23 protein-coding genes and 2 pseudogenes are annotated in these 23988 nt (G+C 35.8%); 22 read left to right on the forward strand and 3 right to left on the reverse strand.

Annotation, left to right across the window (positions count from 1 at the left end):
* Positions 1-8 precede the first annotated feature (8 nt).
* Positions 9-692: a hypothetical protein gene (locus tag AAGD65_RS02670; RefSeq protein WP_264690058.1), complete on the reverse strand. Its 684-nt coding sequence runs from the start codon at positions 690-692 to the stop codon at positions 9-11.
* A 251-nt stretch (positions 693-943) separates the two neighbouring features.
* Between AAGD65_RS02670 and AAGD65_RS02675 the strand changes: the two genes are divergently transcribed.
* The 8 genes and pseudogenes from AAGD65_RS02675 (at position 944) to AAGD65_RS02710 (ending at position 9006) form a co-directional block, all read left to right on the forward strand.
* Complete coding sequence (locus tag AAGD65_RS02675) at positions 944-1432, forward strand: sigma-70 family RNA polymerase sigma factor (protein WP_230609203.1); 489 nt, start codon at positions 944-946, stop codon at positions 1430-1432.
* Between the two features lie 52 nt (positions 1433-1484).
* Positions 1485-2297, forward strand: a complete 813-nt coding sequence (locus AAGD65_RS02680) for an ATP-binding protein (protein ID WP_230609204.1) — start codon at positions 1485-1487, stop codon at positions 2295-2297.
* A 34-nt stretch (positions 2298-2331) separates the two neighbouring features.
* Positions 2332-2775, forward strand: a pseudogene (locus tag AAGD65_RS02685) (AAA family ATPase); the annotation flags it as partial.
* 510 nt (positions 2776-3285) lie between these two features.
* Entirely contained in the window at positions 3286-4695 is a 1410-nt protein-coding gene (gene ltrA, locus AAGD65_RS02690; protein ID WP_341810995.1) for a group II intron reverse transcriptase/maturase, read from the forward strand.
* Positions 4696-4760: 65 nt separating this feature from the next.
* A pseudogene (locus AAGD65_RS02695) lies at positions 4761-5123 on the forward strand (hypothetical protein); the annotation flags it as partial.
* A gap of 33 nt (positions 5124-5156) precedes the next feature.
* Positions 5157-5648, forward strand: a complete 492-nt coding sequence (locus AAGD65_RS02700; protein WP_264687470.1) for a hypothetical protein — start codon at positions 5157-5159, stop codon at positions 5646-5648.
* Positions 5645-6811, forward strand: a complete 1167-nt coding sequence (locus AAGD65_RS02705; RefSeq protein ID WP_264688662.1) for a helicase RepA family protein — start codon at positions 5645-5647, stop codon at positions 6809-6811. The genes AAGD65_RS02700 and AAGD65_RS02705 overlap by 4 nt, the downstream gene beginning before the upstream one ends.
* A gap of 35 nt (positions 6812-6846) precedes the next feature.
* The gene (locus AAGD65_RS02710; RefSeq protein WP_264683894.1) at positions 6847-9006 is read left to right on the forward strand and encodes an AAA family ATPase; all 2160 of its coding nucleotides are present in this window, start codon (positions 6847-6849) and stop codon (positions 9004-9006) included.
* 623 nt (positions 9007-9629) lie between these two features.
* On the opposite strand, the gene AAGD65_RS02715 is transcribed toward AAGD65_RS02710, so the two are convergent.
* On the reverse strand, positions 9630-10745 hold the full coding sequence (locus tag AAGD65_RS02715; RefSeq protein ID WP_264683892.1) for a hypothetical protein: 1116 nt from the start codon (positions 10743-10745) through the stop codon (positions 9630-9632).
* Positions 10711-11943, reverse strand: coding sequence for a hypothetical protein (locus AAGD65_RS02720; RefSeq protein ID WP_264683890.1), 1233 nt, complete (start codon positions 11941-11943; stop codon positions 10711-10713). Before AAGD65_RS02720 ends, AAGD65_RS02715 begins: the two co-directional genes overlap by 35 nt.
* Before the next feature lie 217 nt (positions 11944-12160).
* On the opposite strand from AAGD65_RS02720, the gene AAGD65_RS02725 reads away from it, so the two are divergent.
* The 14 genes from AAGD65_RS02725 (at position 12161) to AAGD65_RS02790 (ending at position 23666) form a co-directional block, all read left to right on the forward strand.
* Positions 12161-12625 carry a crossover junction endodeoxyribonuclease RuvC gene (locus tag AAGD65_RS02725; RefSeq protein ID WP_264683889.1) on the forward strand — a complete coding sequence of 155 codons (465 nt, stop codon included), beginning with the start codon at positions 12161-12163 and terminating at the stop codon, positions 12623-12625.
* A 108-nt stretch (positions 12626-12733) separates the two neighbouring features.
* Positions 12734-13939: a DNA modification methylase gene (locus tag AAGD65_RS02730; protein WP_341810996.1), complete on the forward strand. Its 1206-nt coding sequence runs from the start codon at positions 12734-12736 to the stop codon at positions 13937-13939.
* A gap of 15 nt (positions 13940-13954) precedes the next feature.
* A complete protein-coding gene (locus tag AAGD65_RS02735) occupies positions 13955-14434 on the forward strand; it encodes a hypothetical protein (protein WP_341810997.1) in 480 nt (159 codons plus the stop codon).
* Positions 14435-14437: 3 nt separating this feature from the next.
* A complete protein-coding gene (locus AAGD65_RS02740; protein WP_341810998.1) occupies positions 14438-15919 on the forward strand; it encodes an ankyrin repeat domain-containing protein in 1482 nt (493 codons plus the stop codon).
* On the forward strand, positions 15916-17745 hold the full coding sequence (locus tag AAGD65_RS02745) for a phage terminase large subunit family protein (RefSeq protein WP_341810999.1): 1830 nt from the start codon (positions 15916-15918) through the stop codon (positions 17743-17745). The genes AAGD65_RS02740 and AAGD65_RS02745 overlap by 4 nt, the downstream gene beginning before the upstream one ends.
* A gap of 3 nt (positions 17746-17748) precedes the next feature.
* A complete protein-coding gene (locus AAGD65_RS02750) occupies positions 17749-17973 on the forward strand; it encodes a gpW family head-tail joining protein (protein ID WP_341811000.1) in 225 nt (74 codons plus the stop codon).
* Entirely contained in the window at positions 17974-19377 is a 1404-nt protein-coding gene (locus tag AAGD65_RS02755; RefSeq protein ID WP_341811001.1) for a phage portal protein, read from the forward strand.
* A 14-nt stretch (positions 19378-19391) separates the two neighbouring features.
* Entirely contained in the window at positions 19392-20453 is a 1062-nt protein-coding gene (locus AAGD65_RS02760) for a S49 family peptidase (RefSeq protein WP_341811002.1), read from the forward strand.
* Between the two features lie 71 nt (positions 20454-20524).
* Entirely contained in the window at positions 20525-20893 is a 369-nt protein-coding gene (locus AAGD65_RS02765) for a head decoration protein (RefSeq protein ID WP_264688670.1), read from the forward strand.
* A 37-nt stretch (positions 20894-20930) separates the two neighbouring features.
* Complete coding sequence (locus AAGD65_RS02770; RefSeq protein WP_264339573.1) at positions 20931-21935, forward strand: major capsid protein; 1005 nt, start codon at positions 20931-20933, stop codon at positions 21933-21935.
* A complete protein-coding gene (locus tag AAGD65_RS02775) occupies positions 21935-22255 on the forward strand; it encodes a hypothetical protein (protein ID WP_264336602.1) in 321 nt (106 codons plus the stop codon). Before AAGD65_RS02770 ends, AAGD65_RS02775 begins: the two co-directional genes overlap by 1 nt.
* A complete protein-coding gene (locus AAGD65_RS02780) occupies positions 22245-22742 on the forward strand; it encodes a phage tail protein (protein ID WP_264688674.1) in 498 nt (165 codons plus the stop codon). Before AAGD65_RS02775 ends, AAGD65_RS02780 begins: the two co-directional genes overlap by 11 nt.
* A complete protein-coding gene (locus AAGD65_RS02785; RefSeq protein WP_264339124.1) occupies positions 22739-23215 on the forward strand; it encodes a hypothetical protein in 477 nt (158 codons plus the stop codon). The genes AAGD65_RS02780 and AAGD65_RS02785 overlap by 4 nt, the downstream gene beginning before the upstream one ends.
* Positions 23202-23666 carry a phage baseplate assembly protein V gene (locus AAGD65_RS02790; RefSeq protein WP_264339125.1) on the forward strand — a complete coding sequence of 155 codons (465 nt, stop codon included), beginning with the start codon at positions 23202-23204 and terminating at the stop codon, positions 23664-23666. Before AAGD65_RS02785 ends, AAGD65_RS02790 begins: the two co-directional genes overlap by 14 nt.
* Positions 23667-23988: the final 322 nt, after the last annotated feature.

Here is a 23988-nt window from a genome sequence, read left to right on the forward strand (position 1 = left end):
AGAAAAATTCAAAAAGTTACAACAAATGAAAAAGTTTCCCGGGTGGCAGCAGTTCTGATAAGCGGCACTGTATGCTCAAGGACCAATAAAATTCCAGGATCTTCTATATCTTGTGGTTCAAAATATCTCTGTCCTTCAGGTAATCCTTCTTTTATTTTAGTACCAACCATAACCCCTAATTCCCGTATAACTTGATTTGCTGCGTCCGTGAAATCGAAAGTAAATTTAAGGTATAAATTATTGGTTGGTACATTTGAGGACCTAAACCTCCCTGTTGGAGTCAAAAGCTCTCCATTCTCATCACCTGTGCAAAAAAGAACTTCATCTGCAGTACGTCTACCAAGCTCATTGAGCAGTTTTTCAGAAGTTATCAGCTCTGGTGGTGTGCTTTCAGTATACTCTATAGTAACTGCACTATTTGCCGTGATAGAGCTATTTTCCGTACGTTTTATTACACCACTACTGCTATCAACTATATAATCTATACTTGGCTGATAAGTTGTTTGTCCTGTAAAAACCCTTACATCTTTAATAGTATGGTGATCTAGAGCTATTTCATCCTCAACAAAAACTTTTTCGACTTGATGACTACTTTCCCAATTGGCATCACCACTGCCCCAAGCAAGATGTAGAGATTGCTCTTTTATGCTGGCTGCTATTGCTGCTCTTCCTGATTGTGTAAGAATTGACACCTATGATGAGTTTGAAAGGCTTATATAATATATATTCAGGATTTGGAAAATTTTTGTCCAAAAAAAATGAATTTTTGCCTAATTTTTTGTTGCAGTATTATTTAAAAATCGAACTGTATTATTCTCGAAAAAAAACAATAGAATATCAATAGGTTAAAAATTGCATCTGTATTATTTATTTTTGCTCCTGTCCTACAAAGTGCACCTATAGTTTCTCATCCTTAAAGCATTAATTGTTTTAGGGAAAAGTTATGAAACTAAAAACTGCCATAGTTGTTCAAAATATACGGTATCAAGCTAAGAGATTAAAACTTTTTGAATGCTTTGCTCATGAAACTCATGAAGATCTTGAGCAAGAACTTTTCTGTGAAATTTGGACTTATCTTGATAGATATGACGAAAGTAAAGGTAGCTTTAACACTTTTGTAGCAAGATTAACTGAACGTCGTGCCAATAACTTATTGGAGAAACAACTATGTATGAAGCGCAATATTAATAACTATGTCAATATTGAGAAAACAGAAGCTTTTGAAGATGAAGTAGCGAAACGTACTGATGTAGATTACATGATTTCAACGCTACCAAGAAAGATGCAAAAGATATGCGAGCAACTCAAGTACTTTAACTTATATGAAGTTGCTAAGATGAACAACATATCAAGAACTACTTTAAATACTATGGTAAGAAAAATACGTATAAAACTCTCTTCCATCTACTACAAGGGCAAAAAGAAAAATTGAACATAAATTCTACCTTTCCTGAATATATAACATATACCATTGAGGTGAATAAATGACTTTTAAAATTTTAAACAATAATGAAAGATTGAAAACAACTACAGGCATAAAAGTAGTAATTTTTGGTCCTTACGGTATTGGTAAAACCAGCCTCTTAAAGACTATAAGTGAACCAACACTATGTCTTGACTTTGAAGCAGGTCTGCTTGCTGTTCAAGATTGGCAGGGAGATTCAATTAGTGTTCGTACTTGGAATCAAGCTCGGGATATTGCCTGCCTAATTGGTGGTCCGAACCCTGCACTAAAATCTGATCAGGCGTATAGTCAGAAACACTATGAGCATGTCTGTAGCAAGCACAAAGATCTTCTTTCTGAAGTGTCTAAATACCGATGCATCTTTGTGGATAGTATAACCGTTGCTTCACGTTTATGTCTATTATGGGCAAGGATGCAACCTGAAGCTTTTTCCGATAGATCAGGAAAAGAAGATAAAAGAGCTGCTTATGGGTTGCTTGCTCAAGAGATGATGGCTTGGCTCAATCAGTTTCAACATATCAGAGATAAAGACATCATCATAGTTGGCACACTAGGTCAATATCTCGATGACTGTAATCGTTCAACATGGCTACCTCAATGTGAAGGGGCTAAAACTGCTAGTGAGATTCCAGGGATAGTTGATGAGGTAATCAGCATGGTTGGAATCAAGAAAGATGATGGCACAGAAAAACGTTCATTTGTCTGTCAGACTATTAACTCTTGGGGATACCCTGCTAAAGATCGCAGTGGCTGCCTGAATATGGTTGAAGAACCGCATCTGGGTAATTTACTTGCGAAAATTAAAGCTAAGGCTTTTGCTACTGCTGCTTAAATTTCTACTCAAAGTTAACTTTTAGAGGTTATATATGTTACAAGACTTTTTCACCATTACTCAAAAAATTCCCTTTTTCAGTGTAAAAGAATACTTGGATGATCAATCGCCAATACCAGAAGATATAATCGCACCAAGGATTCTAACTAAAAGAGGTCTATTAGTACTGGGTGGCCCACCTAAGATTGGCAAAAGCGACTTTTTGATCTCTTGGCTTGTTTACATGGCTGCTGGAGTTTCATTTTTGGGTATGACTCCAAGCAAACCTATGAAAATTTTCTATCTGCAAACTGAAATTGAATATGAATATATGAAAGAACGTTTGCAACAACTTCAACTGGATAACGAACTTTTGAATATAGCTGCCAATAACTTAATCATTACACCAAGAGTACAATTATCTTTCAGCAGTGAAGAAATAGATGAAATTAAAAATGTTATTAAAGAGCGTTTTAAACCTGATATTATTGCAATCGATCGTGTGTCCAGAGAAGGCAAGTATGTTCAGTGGGAGGTAGACCCACCAGGATAAAAGTCGAAGTCCTGTAGCTAGGGTAGCAATGTGGAGGGAAAGCAAAATGTTGAAGCCTACCGACAACGTTATCATAGGATAATGGCGAATTACTAGGCCGTAGCGAAAGCAAACACATAGGTGGCCTCGAAAACGATAAGAACTGAAGGCTGAGCCAGCGGTCAATGGGCGAAAGCAGAATAGGCAGTTGAAAAACGACTGATACAATTGTTCTACTTCAGCGGGGTGGTAGTGATAGCATGGTAATGAGGACATACAAAGCAACTGGAGAAGCCCTCCTCATCCCAAGGAGAAATACCTTGGAGTGGTAGGTTCTATAACTGGAAAACAGGAAAAGAACAGAAGATGAGAGGGTGGCGGATGGGTGCGTAGTAGTAAAGAAGTGAGGTAACTCTCATGGAGCAAAGGCACCCTACTAGTAGAAATCTTTTAACAAAAAGGAAGGTAAAGGTAAAAATGATAAAAATGCCAATAAAATTACAAGACCTGAGAAGAAAGATATATACCAAAGCGAAAACAGAACCGGAATGGCGATTCTGGGGAATCTATGTTCACGTCTGCAAGATGGAGACACTAGAAGAAGCATATAAGCTGACAAAGAAGAGCAAAGGGGCACCAGGAATGGATGGGGTGACATTTGAATCGATAGAGGCAGAAGGCTTAGAAAAGTATCTTCAACAAATAAGACACGAACTAATAACCAAAACCTATAGCCCAAATAGGAACCGGAGGAAGGAAATACCAAAAGTTGGGGGAAAACTCAGAACGTTGAACATACCCTGCATCCGGGACAGAATAGTGCAAACAGCACTGAAGCTAATACTTGAACCAATATTTGAATCTGACTTTCAGGACGGATCATATGGATATAGACCTAGGAGAAAAGCGCATGAAGCAATTGATAAAGTATCGAAAGCAGCAATCAAAGGCAATACAAAAGTTATTGACATAGATCTGAAATCCTACTTCGACAATGTGCGACACCATATTCTTATGGAAAAGATTTCCAAAAGAGTAAATGATAAAGAAATCATGCACTTGATCAAGCTAATCCTCAAAGTAGGAGGGAAACGAGGAATAGCGCAAGGATCACCACTTTCACCACTAATAAGCAATATATACCTCAATGAGGTAGATAAAATGCTAGAGAAGGCAAAAGAGGTGAATAAAGAAGGAAAATATCGACATATAGAATACGCAAGATGGGCGGACGATTTGGTGATACTGATAGATGGCCACCAGAAATGGGAATGGCTAGAAAAATTAGTGTATAGAAGGGTACAAGAAGAATTAGCAAAACTAAAGGTAGAAGTAAATAAAGAAAAGACAAAAGTAACTAACCTAAAGGAAAGAGAGACATTCAGCTTTCTAGGATTTGATTTTCGAGAGAAGATCACAAAACAAGGAAAGTGGAGGGTACAAACAACACCACAGATGAAAGCGCGGACAAACTTACTTCAAAAATTGAAGGAGGTATTTCGCGACCACAAATCGCAACCAATATGGAAAGTGATAAATATCATTAATCCAATACTGAGAGGGTGGACAAACTACTTTAGGATAGGAAACTCAGGTCGAAACTTTAACTACGTGAAACTATGGGTAGAGAAGAAAGTAAGACGTAAATTAATGAAAGCTAGAAAAGCAAAAGGATTTGGCTGGGAGAGGTGGAGTAGCGAATGGATATACGAAACACTAGGTCTATATAAAGACTATAGATTAAGATATTACGTTCCGAAAGCAGCCCCAGTACAAGATGTTATAAACTTTGGTAAGAATCTGCTAGGAAAGCGTAGTGCGGGAAAACTGCATGCTGCGTTTGACGAGGCGGGAGCTGGAAACGTAAACATGGGAATTTTGGATTGAGGCCCAACATGAAAATAATGGATCAGCCACCAAGCCCTAAAGAGGCGCGCCAGTTCTCGACCCTACCTCTTCGCAACATCTTCAACTCAAGTGAATATGGCAATGAAAATGACAATAGCGCTATGCTATTCTTTTTGCAAAAAACGCTTGAAAGACTGAGAAATGTTATCAATCCAGATTCGGGCATAATACTCACTCACCACACAAAAAAATTATCGAAAAAGATGCTGGAAGAAGATCCATTTCAAGGCCTAAGCGGTGCTGGATCTTTACGTGGATTTTATAGCACTGGCATGGTGATGTTTGCTCATGATGAGGAAAGCACTGTCCGTCAAATAGTATTTGAGCTTCGTAATGGTGAACGTGTAGCAAGTAAGCTTGTTGATAAGATAGATGGTCGTTGGAAGCTTGCAGACCAATGGAGTTGATTCCTTTTTTTCACTTAATTTATAGGAGACAATATGTTATCAGATTTTTTAACTGATTTTAATACTGCAAAATTACAAAGTAATTTAATACCAAAAGGTACAATAGTCAAGGTAAAAATGGCAATTAAACCAGGAGGTTATGAAAATTGGTTCACTAAAAGCTACACTACTGGCAGCATCTATTTAAACGTTGAATTTACTGTCACTGAAGGTCCATATGCAAAACGCAAGATTTTTCAAGTAATTGGTATTAAAAGTGGCAAAGCAAGCGTTGAAGGAGAAGATACTTGGGGAGAATCTGGACGTTCTATGCTTAGAAGTATTTTAGAGTCAGCACGAAATATTCATGCACATGACACTTCAGAGAAAGCAGTTATTGCTAGAAAAATCAACTCTATAGCTGATTTTAACGGGTTAGAGTTTACTGCAAAAGTTGGTATTGAAGCTGATCGATATGGAGAAAAAAACAAGATTGCTACGGTTATTATCCCAGAGCAACCTGAAGTTGATTGGGTGCCATTTTGAAGTACGACGAAGAGAAGCTCTGGATTGCTGTAATTGAGAGAGCTATCAAAGATGCAGCAGTAGAGCTAAAGAAAGAAGCAATTAAATGGTTTGATTCAGAGTCTTTTGAAACTGTTTGTGAGCTAGCTAATCTCAGCTCTAAACGTATGAAAAGTATGTATGGGGGTTTTATGCAGAGAAAGGAAATAAAAGGATTATTGATTGATAATATTAAGAAGTGTGTACCTTACCTAATTCCAAACGGTAATTTTTATCGAGAGAGGACTTATGTTGGCAACTGTGACGGGGATATGATTACGGTTAAAATAGTGGGTAAAGAAGCTGGAAATTGGCGTAATTTTACTAAAGGAATTAGTGGTGATATTATTGATCTTTGGACTTTAGTTAAAGGTGATATAAATTCCGCTAAGAGGTGGTTAAATACTAAAGAAAACACAACAGAACATAAAATTACATCGTTTTCAGCAAGGCATTACTTGAATGATAAATCACCAATGCCAAAAGATATAATAGGCCCAAGAATTCTAACTCCAGGCGGTCTTTTGGTTATAGGTGGAACTCCTAAAATAGGAAAGAGTAATTTTCTACTTTCCATGTTGGTACATTTAGCTGCTGGAGTATCATTTCTTGGTATGAAGCCTGCAAGGCCACTTAAGATATTCTATCTACAGGATGAAATGGAATATAGAGAGCGCTTACAGAAGCTAAGAATCAGCAAGAAAACCCTTGATGCAGGGACAGAAAACTTAGTCATCACTCAAAAAATAAAACTAACCTTGAATGTGGAAGAAATAAAAGAAATTATGTACGAAAATCTCGATGTAAAAACAGTTGACGTTATAGTGATAGATTCTCTTTTTGATTATAGGAGTATGATCTCTTTTCTGAAAAATGATGTTGATAAACTACGTTCTATAACTAATCCTATGGCCGGAGTAATCTTTACACATTATACCAAAAAAGTATCCACAACTACGTTAAAAAAGAATCCATTTCAAGCATTGAGTGGTGATAATGTTTTAAGAAGTTTATATACATCTGGAGTAATGATATTTAGGCCAGAAAGGAATACTCTGCAATTGATGTACGAACTTAAAAATGGCAAACCAATACCAACAAAATTCATAAATATGGTTAACGGACGCTGGATAGCTACAGCTTAACCAAATTTCTAAACTTTAAATATATTGGAGATTTTATGGATATCTATTGCAATTTTAATACTGCAGCTTCACGAAAAAATGCATCGTTAGTAGAAAAAGAACAGCTTAAAGCTCAGCTTTTGTTAAATATCAGATCATGCCTTTCATATCTATTACCAAGAGGAACTTTTCGTGGTGATAAGTTTTATGTAGGCAATGTACAAGGCGATAAAGGAAAAAGTCTAGTAGTAGAATTAAGTGGTAGTGAAGCTGGACTATGGCACGATTTTGCAACAAAAGAAGGTGGAGATATAATTGATCTTTGGGCAGAAGTGCATAGAAAAAGTACTAGAACAGAGTTTACTGAAGTAATCGACTCTATAGCTGAATGGCTTGGTCATTTTAAAAAGATCAAAACTGACAAAACTGCAGGTAATCCAACTGCATATTGGGATTATTACGATGAAAACGGCCAAGCTATTGTTAGAGTATATCGTTATGATGATGATAGTGGAAAGAGATATCTTCCTTTTGATATCAAAAAATCCACCTTTAGTGTACCAGAGATAAGGCCGCTATATAATATTCCAGGTATTTTAAAGTCCGATAAAATTATTCTTGTAGAAGGGGAAAAGTGTGCAAATGCTCTCATAGAGCAAGGTATTACTGCCACAACTGCAATGTCTGGAGCAAATGCACCTATTGAAAAAACAGATTGGACTCCACTTAAAGGTAAACACATTATTATATGGCCAGATAATGATGAAGCAGGTAAGAAATACGCTGAAAAATCTGCTATGAAACTTACTTGTCTTGGAGTTGAAGAACTTTGCATTTTGGAAATACCTAAAGATAAACCAAAGGGTTGGGACGCTGCTGATTGCGTGAAAGAAGGTATAAATGTTGAAAAATTCTTATCTTTAATTCTTCAAGTTCCATATGTGAAAAAACTATCAACTACCGAGGAATTCTCGAAAGTTCAAAAAGCAGGACGTTGCATTTCACTTTCAGCAATTCCAGTAATAAAGTATTTAAACGATAAATCACCAATGCCGAAAGACATAATAGTTCCAAGAATTTTAACTCCAGGAGGACTATTGGTGTTTGCAGGTGCACCTAAGGTTGGAAAAAGTGATTTTCTTATTTCTTGGTTATTACACATGGCAGGAGGAATTCCATTTTTGAACATGATGCCCACAAGACCTTTGAAAATCTTTTACTTACAAACTGAAATTGGCTATCACTATATGCGTGAACGTCTTCAGCAAATTAAACTAAATGAAGAACTTCTTGAAATTGCTGGATATAACTTAGTTATTACACCACAAGTGGAGTTACTTCTAAATGATGATAGTATAGAGATTATTGTAGATAAAATAGAAAGTTCATTTGGCTCGAATGCAGTTGATATAATAGCAATAGATCCACTACGCAATATTTTTGATGCCGGCGAGAATAGTAGTGAAAATGACAACAATGCTATGTTATTCTTTCTACAAGAAAGGGTTGGTAAATTGAGAAAGCTGGCTAATCAAGATGCAGGAGTTATTTTAGTACACCACACAAAGAAGATGCAAAAGAAATCATTGGAAGAAGACCCATTTCAAAGTTTTAGCGGTGCAAGCAGTTTAAGGGGATTTTATACTACAGGAATAATTATGCACAGACCAGATGAACAACAAAGTAAACGTCAACTAATCTTTGAGTTACGTAATGGCCACGCTATTGCATCAAAATACATTGATAAGATTAACAATAACTGGTACGTAGTTGATTATGAATCGCAAAGACTTGTGAACAAAGATTATGGCCAAAGGTTAGATGCAGAACGTTCGCGTAGGTATGATACTATTCTACAATTAATTTATGATGAAGCACGGAAGGGACGTCTATATACAATAAATTCGTTCTGTCAGGCATTTGAGAATAAAGCAGGTCTTGGTAGTCAACATTCGATCCGTGAACGTATTGATACTTTAGCTACAAAAGGCTATATAAAATTTAACAGAGAAGGTAAAAATGGAGCAAGAACTAGATATGGAGTACTTTGTGTTGCAGGCATGGAAAAGAAAAGTAAGGTATTTGATCACCAACTGAATAAAGAAGTGACAATTTATGAAAAGGTCTTACCAACCGACTATAAATCAACGGAGAATGGTAGCATTTTACCAGTTGAAAATCCGAATACTTGGGTTCATCATAGCATCTGCGATTAATAAAATTAAAATAGAAAATATGAGTTATTTCAGTCTTCGGATTTGCTCAGTTTGTCTTCAGAATTTGCTTAGTCTATGCAGACTGAATTTAGTAAGGATGAAAGAAATGCGAGATTTTCAACAACTTAGAGGGATTGTTGAATTTTATAGCTGCAGACTGAGCAATAGGGAAAAAGTTCAGGAATATAGAGGGTTTTGTTCAACTCTCAGTTTTCAGAATAACTCCTATTATTATATAATAATATAGTAGTATGACTTTAAAACATACTACTCTGTTCGTTTCTCTTTTACTTACAATAATAAGCTATGGAAAGCTCTCTTTCAAAGTTATCTGATAAAAGAAACGAAAGAAAACGCTCAGAAAAAACAAATGGCCCGTAATTGCGTTTTAAAGTCATCCTACAACTTCAGGGTACAATTATACCACCTTGACCTAAAGAACGCTTATAACAGCCCTTAAAAGCCGATTAACACCATGTCTTAACTTATAAGAAAGACCATATGTTGATTTTATCACGTTTTACTTTAGTTGTAAAGAAATTTTTTTAATGTATGACAGATTTGTATAGTCGATATTTTACGTAACTTATGGCGTTTAATTGGTTATTTAGTATCTCTAAAACTTAACGAGTTGCTTTTATAACCAAAGTAAAAGGGTTAATACGGTAACCATAATCTCTACGCGATGATCCAGGCCAACCAACTGTTTGAATCACATCATTACGTTCGATGTTTAGTCCTAATTTTTTAGCTAAGGTGGTTTTTATTGTTCTTTGGATTGTGTTTAGTGGTTTTCTGATGTGATGTTCTGGATCTGCTTCTGGATCAAGATTTAGGCGCTTTTCTATTTCAGTTATGCTAAGCAACATGTGTTTTTCAGGAGGTAATTCTTTTTTACAATCATTCAAAAATTGTTCAAATAATATGCGAAAAACCTTCATACATGCTACAGCTTTCTTATTTAGAATCTCTATATTGTTTACGTAAAGTGAGCCCTCTATCAATTGCAACTTTAGTAATTCTTTCTCTTTAGAAGGTTCAATTAGATTAAGTGCAGTATGTAAGATTTGCATTGAAGTATTTGGTATGAACTCTAGTACTCCTCTTTGTGCTGCTTCTTGGAATACTTCAATTAAAGTCTTATGCTGAAAGAAAAGGTCAACCATTTTTACTATGGGCAAATCAAGAGGTATGTTTGATGGATTTTTTCTCAGTATTATTAATACAGTTGGATTAGCTTTAAGCTTATCTATCGTTAAGAATGTTGGATTGGTGCAAAAATCAAGAACAATGAGATTTACAAATTGACCTTGTCCACCAACATGATAAACTCCACTTTCCACTTTTTGCCACATAAAATTTGTATCACTTAGCTGACCTTCAAACCAATTCATAAATTTCTCTGGGTTAAAATATACAGATAAGCGGTGAAATCTTTGCTTCTTGTAGGTATTAGGCAAAATATCACGGTTGCAATTTTCACAAATTATATTATCGCATGCTTCGTTAAAGTCCTCATCAATGAAAATCTCATTGTTACAGTATGGATCAACTATATTTGGCCAATCTAATTTATCTTGTCTACGAGAGCAGATAATGTAAGACCTCTCTTGCATCTGAATTAATTCAAGATCTGACAAATACCTTGCTGCTTTGATGTAATTTTGATTTGGATTAACCCAAGAGCTGCCAGAATTAAGAAGATCAGAGATTTGCTCTTGGCAAGATTGTAAGACCATAAAATTGTTTTATGTATGCTTTAAAATCCTCTCTTTCCCTTTTATTCAGAGGATGTTCAGAGTAGTAAATTGCTATGTACTCATCACTTCTCTTGAAAAATAAGCCTATCTTTTTGCCTTGAAATATTACTTTAATCGACTCTATAAGTGGCACTATGTTTCCTACAAATGGCTTTAAAACATGCAATTCCGGTGCAATAGGATCATATGGAGCGACAGTCAAAGTGATATTAGTATAGCTGTAATTGAAACGATTTGACTGAAACTTTAACTCAAAAACACGAATATTTGAATCAGATTCATTAATACAAGTTTCTATAAATTTATGCACCTGTTCCGCGAAGTTTTTATCCTGCACATCTACAAAAATACATTCGCAGCCAAAGTAACAACTTGCAATGCTATTTGCTATTTCTATAGCTTGATCAATATTTCTAGCACCAAGATCTACCTGAGTGCCATTTAGTAGAAAATCCAAAATCATCCACTCTGCCTTATGGCCATGAATAACTTTGTTTGAATTTAACAACAAATCTATATCGCTAGCTTTGCGTATTAACACATATAAACGATTCTGATGATAGAAGAAACCTTGTAGTTGATTCTCGAAACTGTCATTTCTCTTAATGTTATCTTCTTTCAGTATTTGTTGTATGATTTCCTCTGAGATAAAGTCCTTAAATGGAGTACTTGGTCGTCTTGGTATTTTTTGTAAGGTAAAAGACATGAAACTCTTTCTTTGTATTTTTTCAAAGTGATAGACAGACTTTAAAAGATTGTAATCTGCATGAAACAGTAGAAACAGCAAAGACTTTTTATCATATTTATTATTATTTTTTACAAGGTAGGATTTCATGAGTTCCGTAGTTAATGCAGATCTTGCAATTTCACTGACAGTAACTTCTAGTTTTGCACGGTCAAAACAGGTAATCAAGTAGTAAGTAACGAGAGAATCGGAATAATTAGCAATCACTTTACGTTTGTATTGTACAGATGTATTATCGTAACTTTCATCATCAAAGAGTTGAGCATTTAATTTATCTTTAAAGGAGTTTTGAAAAATAATATTTAATTGCTTACCAGAAAGTGAATCTATCCAAGACTGACGTATTTTTGTATTGTGAAAACGATCAAGCAAATGGTTAACAGGGACTTCTAAATCATCTTCCCAAAATTTACGATTTGGATAAATGTTCATAAGAAACTAACCACACCATAATAACATAATAGACTATTTAAATAGTTAAGATAGAAATCTGAAAGTCTTGACCAATAATTATGCAAGGGCTGTTTACTGATTTTTAACCAAGTTTTTTCTAAAAAGTTTGCTTAAGAAGAAGATTTTTTGGACAAAAATTTTTCAAATCCTGAATATATATTATATAGCACTCTAGCAAAACAAATTCTGAATATAAATGTCAACCCTAACACTGGACCTTGGCAAACAAACAGGCTGGGCAATTCTAACCAATGGAGTAATTGAAAGTGGAAGCAAAAGTTTTCATGGTAGCCGTTTTAGCGGAGGTGGCATGTGCTTCTTGAATTTTCGTAATTGGCTTAATTCTTTGAAGGACATTTCTGCAGTGTATTTTGAGGAAGTAAGAAGACACTTAGGAACTGATGCTGCTCATTGCTACGGTGGTTTTCTTGCCGTTCTATCTGCTTGGTGTGAAGAGAACAATATTCCCTACCAAGGTGTTAATGTTAAAACTATAAAACGCTTTATAGCAGGCAAAGGTAATGCAAGTAAGAGTGAAGTTATTGAAGCTGTAAAGGAAAAAGGATTTTCACCTAGAGATGATAATCAAGCAGATGCTTTGGCATTAATGTTCTATGTTATGAATTTTAGTAAAGATTTTAACACATTAAAAATACCATAAAAGTGGGTCCTTTCGGCCATACTGGCGGGTTTGGTGGTGCTGACCCCAGGCCTTCTTTAGCGTCAGACATATTTTAAATATTAACTTTTTAATTAGTATAGCAATTATATGAATTTAGCAATCCACTATTATCCTGTTGAAAACCTCGTCGAATATAAGCGTAATCCTCGTAAAAATGATGACGTAGTAAATAGAATGTGTGCTTCAATCAGGGAATTCGGCTTTCGTATTCCAATAGTTGCAAAAAGCGATGGAACTGTGGTTGATGGTCATTTAAGACTTAAAGCAGCAAGAAAACTTGGTATGGAAAGTATTCCAGTGGTCTTAAGTGATAATTTAAATGAACCACAAACTAAAGCTTTTCGACTACTTGCCAATCAATCAGCTAATTGGGCAAAGTGGGATGATGATCTTTTAAAGGTAGAAATTCAAGAGCTAGAAGATTTGCAGTTTGACCTTAAAATGACAGGATTTGAATTGGAAAAAGTTCAACATTTCCTTGATGATTTAGACAGTGAAAAAGAAGATCTTTCTGACTTAGCTATTGATGACAAACAAGTAACAAAACCATGGGATTTATGGATTTTAGGTGATCATCGAATCTATTGTGGTGATAGCTCTGTAGTTGAATCATATAAAGCGCTGTTAGATGATAAGATGGCAGACATTACTGTTTGTGATCCTCCATATAACGTTGATTATGGTAATAGCCAAGATAAAAAGATATTAAATGATAATCAAGGTGAAAAGTACGAACTTTTTCTCTATGATATTTGCAGTCATATTTTAGCATACACCAAAGGTGCGATTTATATCTGTGCATCATCATCAGAGTTTTCAACGTTGCAAAAAGCATTTGAGGAAGCGGGAGGAAAATGGTCAACATTTATCATTTGGGCAAAGAATCATTTTACGCTAGGCAGGTCTGATTATCAAAGACAATACGAAGCAATGCTCTATGGATGGAAAAGCGGCAATAAACGTGAGTGGCATGGAGGAAGAAATCAAAGTGATCTGTGGTTTTATGATAAGCCAACACACAATACACTACATCCAACGATGAAGCCAGTAGAGCTAATGGAAAAAGCAATAGTAAACAGCAGCAGATCAGGAGACATAGTACTTGATCCATTTAGTGGTTCTGGCAGCACACTAATTGCATGTGAGAGAACAGGAAGAATTTGCAGAACAATAGAGCTAGATTCAAAATTTGTAGATGTAACCATAAAACGTTGGCAAATATACACAGGTAGGGAGGCAATTCTTTCTGGTACTGGCAAAACTTTTGCAGAAATTCAAGAAGAAAATTCGTAAAAAGGAGCAAAAAGAGTGGAAAAGATAACGCAAACAGAATGGGCAAGAGAGATAGGAGTATCAAAGCAATATGTCTGTTATTTAGTAAAAAAAGGAATAGTTGAGTTGGAGGATGGTTTGATCAATAGAGAACAAGCAAATGAAGCAGTAGCGGCAATAAGAGATCCAAGTCAGCCACTTAGGAGGAAAAATCCAGAAAACGAAAATACAAGTAACCTTTCCACGATGTTGCTAAAAACTCGAATAAAAAATGAAATGGAACGAGGTAAACTTCTTGAGGCGAAAGCTAAGGCTGAGATAGGAGAACTTGTGGCAGTAGAGGAAGTAAAGCGCGATGCATTTAATGTAGCAAGAGTTGTACGTAATAATTTGCTTAATATTCCAAATAGAGTTTCAGCACTGCTTGCATCACTGAGTGACACTGAAAAAATTCATGGAACATTGACCGAGGAAATTACAAACTCACTTGAAGAGTTATCTAATATTAAATTTTAAATAATGGCTGATAACTTAAGTTTAGAATTAATAAAATGCCTCATCAATCAACCTGGATTAGATGTTAATGTCAGAGGATTAAATGGAAAAACCCCACTACATTGCGCTATAGAGTTTGATGAATTAAGTATGGTGGATCTGCTACTCACAAAAAAGAATATCAATCCTTTTGTAGAAGATAATGATGGCAAAACATCTCTTGATTACGCCAAAGAAGAGAAAAAAGCAGAGATATTACAAGCGCTAATTAATAACAAATACGGGTCAGAACAAGATAGCTTACTTCATTTAGCTGCAATGATAGGTGAAGTTAATGCAGTTAGATATTTGATAGGAAAAGGTATTGACGTTAATGTACGAAATGCTTTGCACCATACTCCATTACATCTAGCAGCAGGCATAGGACATGCAGAAGTTGTAAAGATTTTGATAAGAGAAGGAAAAGCTGAAATCGAGGTTTTTGATGCACGAAATCAGACACCGATGCACTATGCAGTTAACAACAAAAAATTGGAGATAGTAAAGTTATTACTGGAGCTAGGAGCAGATGTAAATAGCGCGCGCATGGGACAAAACTCAATGAAATTGTCACCTGTTCATATAGCTGTAAGTAATACTAATTACGATGAAAGAGATTTATGTCTTGATATCCTCAAATGCTTAATAAAGGAGCCTAATACTCAAGTAAATTTGCAAGACTATGAAAATAAAACGCCACTACATTACGCTGAAAGACTTAAAACAATAGAGGTCTTACTAACTCGAGAAGATATAGATCCATTGGTAAAAGACGATAGCGGTAAAACACCATTTGATTACGCTGAAAATAGACCTGAGATAAAGAAGGCTTTGATGAGTAATAAGTACGGTCCTGAAAAGAATAGTCTACTCCATTTAGCTGCACAAAGAGGAGTTGTAGATGCAATTTTAAAAGAAGAAATTGATATTAATATTTTAAATAACAAAGGTCACTCTCCGATTTACCTTGCTGCAGAAAAAGGGCATTTACATGTAGTAAAGTTATTGCTGAAAAAAGGAGCAAACTATACACCTGTTTTGCACTTAGCAATCAAGTCAAATAATTTAGAATTACTTAAAGTTTTATTTAATGAAAAAAATGGAGCGTTACTCTGCAGAGATACCGTTGTTAATTTTCCAACCCTTCATAATAAATATATAGCACAGAGAGAAATAGCAGATAAAAGGATGAAAAAACATAATAATATTATCTGCATCTGTATTACAGTCAGCGCAATAGCAGTAGCAGTATATATAGGATTAATAACAACAACAATAAGCAGTGCGATCATTTTTGCAACAGTAACAGGAGTATTTGCGCTTGTTATAGCAATAATGATAAGTGAGATGAGCAAAAGATATATAGAAAACGAATTTCAGAAAAAGATGTTTATGGAATTGGAGGAGTCTGGAGAAATAAGTTCTGCTGTTAATGATGTTGCAATTATGAGTAGATGCAGACAATGATATACGCCATATCTTTTTCTGAAGGTTTAAAACCAGATCCAGAGCTTAAAGTATCAGAGTGGGCGAATGAGTATCGAGTTTTAGCTCCAACTGCAGCATCAGAACCAGGAAAATGGAGAACGGAAAGAACTCCTTATTTAAAAGAAATCATGGATTCACTTTCTCCGTCCTCACCAGCAGAAAAAGTAGTATTCATGAAAGGAGCGCAGATTGGGGGAACAGAAGCTGGTAACAATTGGATAGGCTATATCATCGATCAAACACCAGGTCCAATGTTAGTTGTGCAGCCAACAGTCGAAATGGGAAAGCGTTGGTCAAAGGGAAGATTTGCGCCACTGATTGAAAGTACACCATGTTTAAAAAGTAAAGTAAAAGACCCAAGATCAAGAGACTCAGGCAATACTGTGCAGAGTAAGGAATTTCCAGGTGGAATAGTAGTAATAACTGGAGCAAATAGCAGTGTAGGACTTAGATCTATGCCAGTAAAGTATCTCTTTCTTGATGAAATAGATGCCTATCCAGGAGATTCGGGAGGTGAAGGAGATCCAGTTTTACTCAGCATAGCCCGTACTAATACATTTGCACGGCGAAAGATTTTTTTAGTATCAACGCCAACGATTCATGGAATAAGCAGAATTGAGAAGGAATTTGAAGCTACAGACAAGAGATATTTTTTTGTACCATGTCCGCATTGTAATTACTATCAAGTTCTAAAATGGTCACAAATAAAATGGGAAAATAATGACTCAAGAACAGCACATTATGTCTGCACTGAATGTAGCGGCAAAATAGAAAATCATCAAAAAACAGAGATGCTTGAACGTGGAGAATGGAGGCCTACTAATAGAGTAAAAGGTGAGAAAAAAGGATTTCATCTTTCAAGTCTTTATAGTCCAGTAGGCTGGTATAGTTGGCAACAAGCAGTAGAGGACTTTCTCCATGCAAAGGAAAGCGAACAATTACTGAAAGTTTGGATAAATACCACACTTGGAGAAACTTGGGTAGACAAAGGAGAAGTACCAGACTGGAAGCAATTATTTAACAGGAGAGAATTTTTTCCCGTAGGCACAGTGCCTAGGAGAGAAGTGGTACTTACTGCAGGAGTTGATGTTCAAAAAGACCGCTTAGAAGTAGAAGTTGTAGCATGGGGAAGAAGCCGTGAAAATTGGTCAATAGACTACCGAGTATTTGAAGGAGATACAGGAGGTGGGGAAGTATGGGGAAAACTCTCTGAGCTCTTAAATCATCATTTTATCGGTGAAAATGGGCTTGAATATATGATAAGTATGATGGCAGTAGATGCTGGATATGCAACGCAAGAAGTATACAATTGGGTAAGAGGTCATCAGGGCTCTGGAAGAGTAATGGCAGTCAAAGGTGTAAACAAAGCGCTAGTACCACTTAGCAGCCCAAGTAGAGTAGATATAACAGTTGGTGGTCAAAAGCTAAAGAGAGGAATAAAGCTATGGCCAGTAGGAGTATCGATATTAAAGTCAGAGCTTTTTCAATTACTTAATGTTTTAAAAAACGGGGAAAAGGAGAAAGTGCCAGCAGGATATTGTCATTTTCCCGAGTATGCACCTGAATATTTTAAGCAGCTAACAGCAGAGCAATTAGTCAGCAAAGTGGTAAAAGGATACACCAAACAAGAGTGGCAGAAGGTAAGAGAAAGAAATGAAGTACTGGATTGCCGAATTTATGCGAGAGCAGCATCTATTGCGCTTGGAATTGATCGTTGGCCAGAGAGTAAATGGAATAGTTTAAGTGAAAAACCAGAAAGCAAAAAATCAAAGAAAATAGTCAAAAGCAAGTGGATCAGCAAGTAGTAAATGTATAACGCAGAATATTTAATTCAAGTCGAAGAAGCGATCAAAAAACTGCAAAATGGAGAGCGAGTAGTATCAATTGCATATGGTGACCATGTTGTGAGATATGCAGAAGTAGATATAAATGATTTACTAAGCTTAAGACAACGTATTAAAGCTGAGCTAAAGATTGCTGGAATGGAGCTAAAGAGGAAAATTGTTTTTTCAACGAGTAAAGGAATTTTATAAATGCTGCTAAAAACCTTCAAGCAATTATTTAACAAACAAAAGATAAAAAGCTCAGCGTGGGATGCAGCAGGCTCAGGAAGAAGATTTTTTCACTTTCAACCAGAGTTAGGAAGTATAAACAATTTGCTGTCTCAAAACCTTGAAACTTTACGTAGTAGATCACGTGATATGGTGAGAAAAAATCCTTACGCTGCAAATATAATTGATACGATAGTAAGTAACTCTATTGGAACAGGAATAAAACCACAATCAAAAGCAAGAGATGGAGAATTTCGAAAGAAGGTGCAAGAATTATGGCTAAAATGGACAGATGAAGCAGACAGTAACGGAGTAAGTGATTTTTATGGATTACAAGCTCTAGTATGCAGAAGTATGATAGAAGGAGGAGAATGTTTTGTAAGACTCCGAACAAGAAAACAAGAAGATGGTTTTTGTGTACCATTACAACTGCAAGTACTTGAGTCTGAACATTTAGACAATAAAACAAATCAAACTTTAGCAAATGGTAATGTAATAAGAAATGGTATTGAGTTTAATAGAATTGGGCAGAGAGAAGCATATTACTTATTTAGAGAACATCCAGGAGAAGGCTCATTTGGAGAATCAGTGAGAGTACCAGCAAATGATGTTTTACATATTTATAGACCATTAAGACCTGGGCAAATCAGAGGGGAGCCTTGGCTTTCTAATATACTGCTGAAGCTTTATGAGCTTGATCAATATGATGATGCAGAATTAGTGAGAAAAAAGACAGCAGCAATGTTTGCGGGATTTATTACGAGACTCGATCCTGAGGCAAATATTTTAGGAGAAGGCGAAGCGAATGAGCAAGGAGTAGCATTATCAGGTTTAGAGCCTGGAACAATGCAGCTTTTAGACCCAGGAGAAGACATAAAATTTTCAGAACCATCTGATGTTGGAGGAAGTTATGAAGCATTCATGAGACAGCAACTGAGGGCAATAGCAATAGGTACAGGAATAACATATGAGCAGCTAACAGGAGATTTAACAGGTGTTAATTATTCATCCATTCGAGCAGGATTAATAGAGTTTCGTCGTAGATGCGCTATGCTGCAACATAACATTATGGTATTCCAATTTTGCAGACCAGTATGGAGTAGATGGCTAGAACTTGCCACTTTATCTGGAGAGCTTTCTACAACAGATAATCAAGTATTTAAAGATGTAAAATGGATACCACAGGGATTTGATTGGGTGGATCCACTGAAAGATCAGCAAGCACAGCAAATGGCAGTAAGGAATGGCTTCAAAAGTCGAGCAGAAGTAGTATCAGAAATGGGTTACGATGTAGAAGAAATTGATCAAGAGATTGCCGAAGATCAAAAGCGTGCTGATTCTTTCAACCTTCTCTTTGATTCTGATGTCAGAACACAAACAAAATAAATCTCATTTACATTATGAAAATTTTACAAACCAACTGGATGTGCAAGCCGATGATGATAGAGCAAAAAAGCTTTGACTTGTTGTCGCTATATAACGGAAAACAGCCTATATTTAAAAATATAAAACATGCAATAAATCAAAATATAGAAAAAACAGCAGTAATAGCAATACATGGAATTTTGACCAAAAAACCAGGAGCTTTTGATGATTTTCTAGGCATGACATCGTATGAGAAAATTCAAGAAGAAATAGAAGAAGCTTTAGAAAATAAGGAAGTAGAAACTATTATACTTGATATAGATAGTCCAGGAGGAGAAGTAAACGGTGTATTTGATTTAGCTGATTTTATCTATAGTGCAAGAGGAAAAAAGAGGATAATAGCGATAGCAAATGATGATGCGTACTCTGCTGCATATGCTATAGCTTCAAGCGCTGAAAAGGTTTTTGTGAGTAGAACCTCTGGTGTTGGCAGTATTGGAGTAATAGCAAGTCATATAGATCAAAGTGGATTTGATGAAAAATGTGGAATAAAATATACCACAGTATTTGCAGGAAGTAGAAAAAATGATTTAAATCCGCATGAGCCAATAACGTCTGAAAGTCTGGAAAGCTTACAAAAAGAAGTAGGCCGACTATATGAAATGTTTTTGCAGCTAATAGCAAGGAACAGAGGTCTTTCAATTGAAAAGATTCGATCAACAGAAGCAGGGCTATATTTTGGCAAGAACGCTGTGGATATTGGTCTTGCAGACGGAATGACAATTCTTTCATCTATTAATAAAAACAGGAGTATTACTATGAATGAACAAACTACAACTGACCTAGAAACTGATAATTTAACTAAGTATCGTACTGAAGTTGTTGAATTAATACGTTTATGTAACTTATCACGAATGCCAGAGAAAATAGGAGAATTTATTGAGCAGGGTGTAAGTGTTGAGCAAGCAAGGGAAGTTTTAATGGAACTACTAGCAGAGCGGACGAAAAAGACAGAGATACTGAGTGCAATACCACAGAATTCAGGAGAAGAGTTGATGATGCAGGTAGCTAAAGCTAGAGCACAATCAAGTATTTAAGTTTTTTTATAACCGCCGCGTACAACAATTACAAAGATGGCGGTAAAACTAAAGGGAAAAAAGGAGGAAAAATGACAAGTATAACTGAAGCAAATAATCTTGGTGACCTATTAAAGTATGAGGTGTCAAGTCTATATTCAAGAGATCAGATAACAGTAGCAAAAGGGCAGAACCTAAAGCTTGGTACAGTAGTGGCTCTCGATAAAGATAGCATGGTTAAGATAATAAATCCAACTGCCACAGATGGGACGCAAACAGCAATAGGTGCGATAGTAAGTGATGTGAATGCGACAGAAAATGCCAAAGCAGTAATCATTACACGTATAGCAATGCTAGCAGATCATGCAGTTGTGTGGCCAGCAAATATCACTGAAGAACAGAAAGCTGCAGCAATAAAGCAACTTGAAGGACGAGGGGTCATTATCCGCAAGGGAGCTTAAAAAAACTATTAAAAATACAAAAGGGGGAAAAGAAAGAATGCAAAATCCATTTACAAATACAGCATTTAGCATGACGGCACTAACAAATGCGATGAATATATTGCCGATAAATTATGGACGAGTTGAAAATTTAAATTTATTTCCAAGTAGGTCAGTAAGATTTAGACATATTACCATAGAAGAACATAACGGAGTTTTAAGTTTACTACCAACGCAAGTTCCAGGAGCACCAGCAACAGTAGGAAAAAGAGGAAAAAGAAAGGTAAGAACGTTTACGATTCCACATATTCCACATGATGATGTAGTGTTACCAGAGGAAGTACAGGGAATAAGGGCATTTGGATCAGAGAGTGAACTTAAAGCGCTGGCAGATGTAATAACTGACCATTTGCAGCTAATGAGAAATAAACATGCAATAACATTAGAGCATTTGCGAATGGGAGCGCTAAAGGGAATCATTCTTGATGCTGACGGGTCAGAATTATTAAATCTGTACAACGAATTTGAAATAACACCAAAAGTAGTAAATTTTGCCCTTGGAACAGCAACAACAGATGTCAAGCGTAAGTGTATGGAAGTACTCCGGCATATAGAAGATAATCTAAGTGGTGAATATATGACAGGAGTACATGCCTTGGTAAGCCCTGAATTTTTTGATGCATTAACTTCGCATAGTAAAGTGAAAGAAGCATATGAAAGATGGCAAGAAGGAGCAGCGCTAAGAAACGATATGAGATCAGGATTTACGTTCTGTGGCATAACATTTGAGGAGTATAGAGGGCAAGCAACTGACCCTGAAGGAACTGTGAGAAGATTTATTGAGAAAGATACAGGGCACTGTTTTCCACTAGGAACAGCGAGCACATTTACAACATATTTTGCACCAGCAGATTTTAATGAGACAGTAAATACTCTTGGACAGCCACTCTATGGAAAACAAGAACCAAGGAGATTTGATAGAGGAACTGATTTACATACGCAGTCAAACCCTCTGCCAATGTGTCACAGACCTGGGGTATTAATCAAAATTACTGCAAGTTAATGAGTATAGAGAGGTTGTTGGAGGATTGTTTTGAGCATCTAGGAGTGGAAGCCACATATTGTAATAAAAATAAGGAGGGTATTCATAAAATAAAAGTGCTAATGAAACGTCCTGAGACTACGTACTCTTTAGGTACAGATGGAGCATTAACTCAGCAAATTGCTTCTATAGAAATACGTGATCAGGACGTTACTTCCTTTAGCATAGGTGATTATATCAAGATTGAAAAAAGGTTCTACAAGATTTTTGAACCACCATTGAAAGATTCTTCAAGTAAAATATGGAAAATTCAAGCTGTAGGAGAAGGAAGTGTTTCATAATGTAAACCAGGTAATAAGTGATATCAGAGGAAAAGAAGCTCAAATCAAATTAGTAGTAGCAAAAGCACTGAATAAAACAGCAATATGGTTAAAGGGACAAGCAGCTAAGGAAATCAGTGAGGAAAAGAAGATAAAATTAACGGTAATGAGAAAAAGGTTGCGAATCTTTAAAGCGAAAGCAGGTAGGTTAGAGGTTTTAATAAGAGCAAACTTGTATGATGTAAGGGCTTCATCTATTGGCAGTATGAGAGAAACAAAAAGAGGTACGAAAACAGGAAATCATGAGTTTATAGGAGCATTTACTGCAACAATGCCAAGAGGTTATAAAGGAGCTTTTAAACGTGAAGGAAGAGCAGCATTGCCAATAAAGGAAGTTAAATTGTCACTCGAACCTGAGGCTTCAAGGATAATAGGGAATCTTGTTAATTATGAGGTTGAGGAAGTGTTTGAAAAGTTCTTTGAACGTGATATTACAAGAAATATATGAATTTTAAAGATTTGCATAACGCAATCTGCACTACGCTGAAGAAAGAAATACCAGCAATTCAAACTTGTGAAATTTATCCATCGATAAGGAAAGAATTATTAGCGCCAGCGTTATTTGTAGAGCTTGTGAGTTTAGAATCGGGAAAAGATCCAGGAACAGAAGAATTAGCACTGAAAGCAAGATTTGAAGCACGAATTGTGATTGATAGCACAATAGAAAATGCAGCTATTATTGTCAGAACACTAGCTGCTGAGGTTGCGAGAGTAGTAAATAAAAATACTTGGAATGTGGAAAATGTTTCACCAGGAGAATTTATCTCTGCGGAAATTGACGGATTTAGGCCAGAATTAGATGCGTATCTTGTTTGGGTAGTTGATTGGGTTCATGAGATACATATTGGTAAATCAGTGTGGTCAGAAACTGGAATTAAGCCGCATATTATAGAGATAGGTAACGTACATGTTGGATCATAGTTTTGCAATTTCAGAGCTAAATAGAAAAGTAGCGAATATTATCCGTATTGGATTGGTGAAAGAAATAAATTATGAGAAAGCAAAAGTAAGAGTGAAAATAGGAGAATTTTTAACAGATTATTTACCGTGGATAACAAGTAAAGCAGGAAAAGATAGAGATTGGTGTCCGCCAGATATTGATGAGCAAGTAGTTATACTTTCCCCGCTGGGAGAATTATCTTTAGGAGTAGTACTTCCTGGAATATATCAACAAAAGTACTCTGCTCCAGAGAATAAAAAAGAAATAAATAGTGTGAAGTTTCAAGATGGAACAAAGTTGTCATACGATAAAGATAAACATCATTTAGAGATTGAAGTAGTAGATAAAATAACACTGAAAGCTGGAGAATCGAGTATAGAAATGACAAAAGAAAGAATAAAACTTAAGGGAAGGAGAATAGATCTAAACTAGCATATGGGTAAAGCAATCGTTTGTGTAGGGGATAATTGTACAGGAATACCGGTTCATGTTTGTATGAGTGGAAGTGAAGACGTATTTGTAAATAGTAGATCTGTGTGTCGTAGATACCGTCTTGCAAGTCAACAAAAAAATTACAAAAATTGTTCAAGCTGTATCATAAAATTAAAAAATACTTCCAATTCACATTTTGTGTAACGGTACACAGATTATAGTTAGTGAATATGTTGATAAGTAAATTTCCGCTTTTTTGTACGTATAAAATTAATTTACTTATCAACATATTCACTAACCAGTTACAAAATTTGTGTAAGAT

Source organism: Wolbachia endosymbiont (group B) of Chesias legatella, assembly GCF_964026945.1.
Classification (GTDB): Bacteria; Pseudomonadota; Alphaproteobacteria; order Rickettsiales; family Anaplasmataceae; genus Wolbachia.

What these genes read in the sequence shown, in the direction of transcription:
- AAGD65_RS02765 (WP_264688670.1), top strand. Translation starts at nt 20,525, where the DNA reads ATGACAAGTATAACTGAAGCAAATAATCTTGGTGACCTATTAAAGTAT.
- AAGD65_RS02715 (WP_264683892.1), bottom strand. Translation starts at nt 10,745, where the DNA reads ATGGTCTTACAATCTTGCCAAGAGCAAATCTCTGATCTTCTTAATTCT.
- AAGD65_RS02700 (WP_264687470.1), top strand. Translation starts at nt 5,157, where the DNA reads ATGTTATCAGATTTTTTAACTGATTTTAATACTGCAAAATTACAAAGT.
- AAGD65_RS02680 (WP_230609204.1), top strand. Translation starts at nt 1,485, where the DNA reads ATGACTTTTAAAATTTTAAACAATAATGAAAGATTGAAAACAACTACA.
- AAGD65_RS02740 (WP_341810998.1), top strand. Translation starts at nt 14,438, where the DNA reads ATGGCTGATAACTTAAGTTTAGAATTAATAAAATGCCTCATCAATCAA.
- AAGD65_RS02785 (WP_264339124.1), top strand. Translation starts at nt 22,739, where the DNA reads ATGAATTTTAAAGATTTGCATAACGCAATCTGCACTACGCTGAAGAAA.
- AAGD65_RS02770 (WP_264339573.1), top strand. Translation starts at nt 20,931, where the DNA reads ATGCAAAATCCATTTACAAATACAGCATTTAGCATGACGGCACTAACA.
- AAGD65_RS02730 (WP_341810996.1), top strand. Translation starts at nt 12,734, where the DNA reads ATGAATTTAGCAATCCACTATTATCCTGTTGAAAACCTCGTCGAATAT.
- AAGD65_RS02775 (WP_264336602.1), top strand. Translation starts at nt 21,935, where the DNA reads ATGAGTATAGAGAGGTTGTTGGAGGATTGTTTTGAGCATCTAGGAGTG.
- AAGD65_RS02725 (WP_264683889.1), top strand. Translation starts at nt 12,161, where the DNA reads ATGTCAACCCTAACACTGGACCTTGGCAAACAAACAGGCTGGGCAATT.
- AAGD65_RS02755 (WP_341811001.1), top strand. Translation starts at nt 17,974, where the DNA reads ATGCTGCTAAAAACCTTCAAGCAATTATTTAACAAACAAAAGATAAAA.
- AAGD65_RS02760 (WP_341811002.1), top strand. Translation starts at nt 19,392, where the DNA reads ATGAAAATTTTACAAACCAACTGGATGTGCAAGCCGATGATGATAGAG.
- AAGD65_RS02710 (WP_264683894.1), top strand. Translation starts at nt 6,847, where the DNA reads ATGGATATCTATTGCAATTTTAATACTGCAGCTTCACGAAAAAATGCA.
- ltrA (WP_341810995.1), top strand. Translation starts at nt 3,286, where the DNA reads ATGATAAAAATGCCAATAAAATTACAAGACCTGAGAAGAAAGATATAT.
- AAGD65_RS02790 (WP_264339125.1), top strand. Translation starts at nt 23,202, where the DNA reads ATGTTGGATCATAGTTTTGCAATTTCAGAGCTAAATAGAAAAGTAGCG.
- AAGD65_RS02750 (WP_341811000.1), top strand. Translation starts at nt 17,749, where the DNA reads ATGTATAACGCAGAATATTTAATTCAAGTCGAAGAAGCGATCAAAAAA.
- AAGD65_RS02745 (WP_341810999.1), top strand. Translation starts at nt 15,916, where the DNA reads ATGATATACGCCATATCTTTTTCTGAAGGTTTAAAACCAGATCCAGAG.
- AAGD65_RS02675 (WP_230609203.1), top strand. Translation starts at nt 944, where the DNA reads ATGAAACTAAAAACTGCCATAGTTGTTCAAAATATACGGTATCAAGCT.
- AAGD65_RS02720 (WP_264683890.1), bottom strand. Translation starts at nt 11,943, where the DNA reads ATGAACATTTATCCAAATCGTAAATTTTGGGAAGATGATTTAGAAGTC.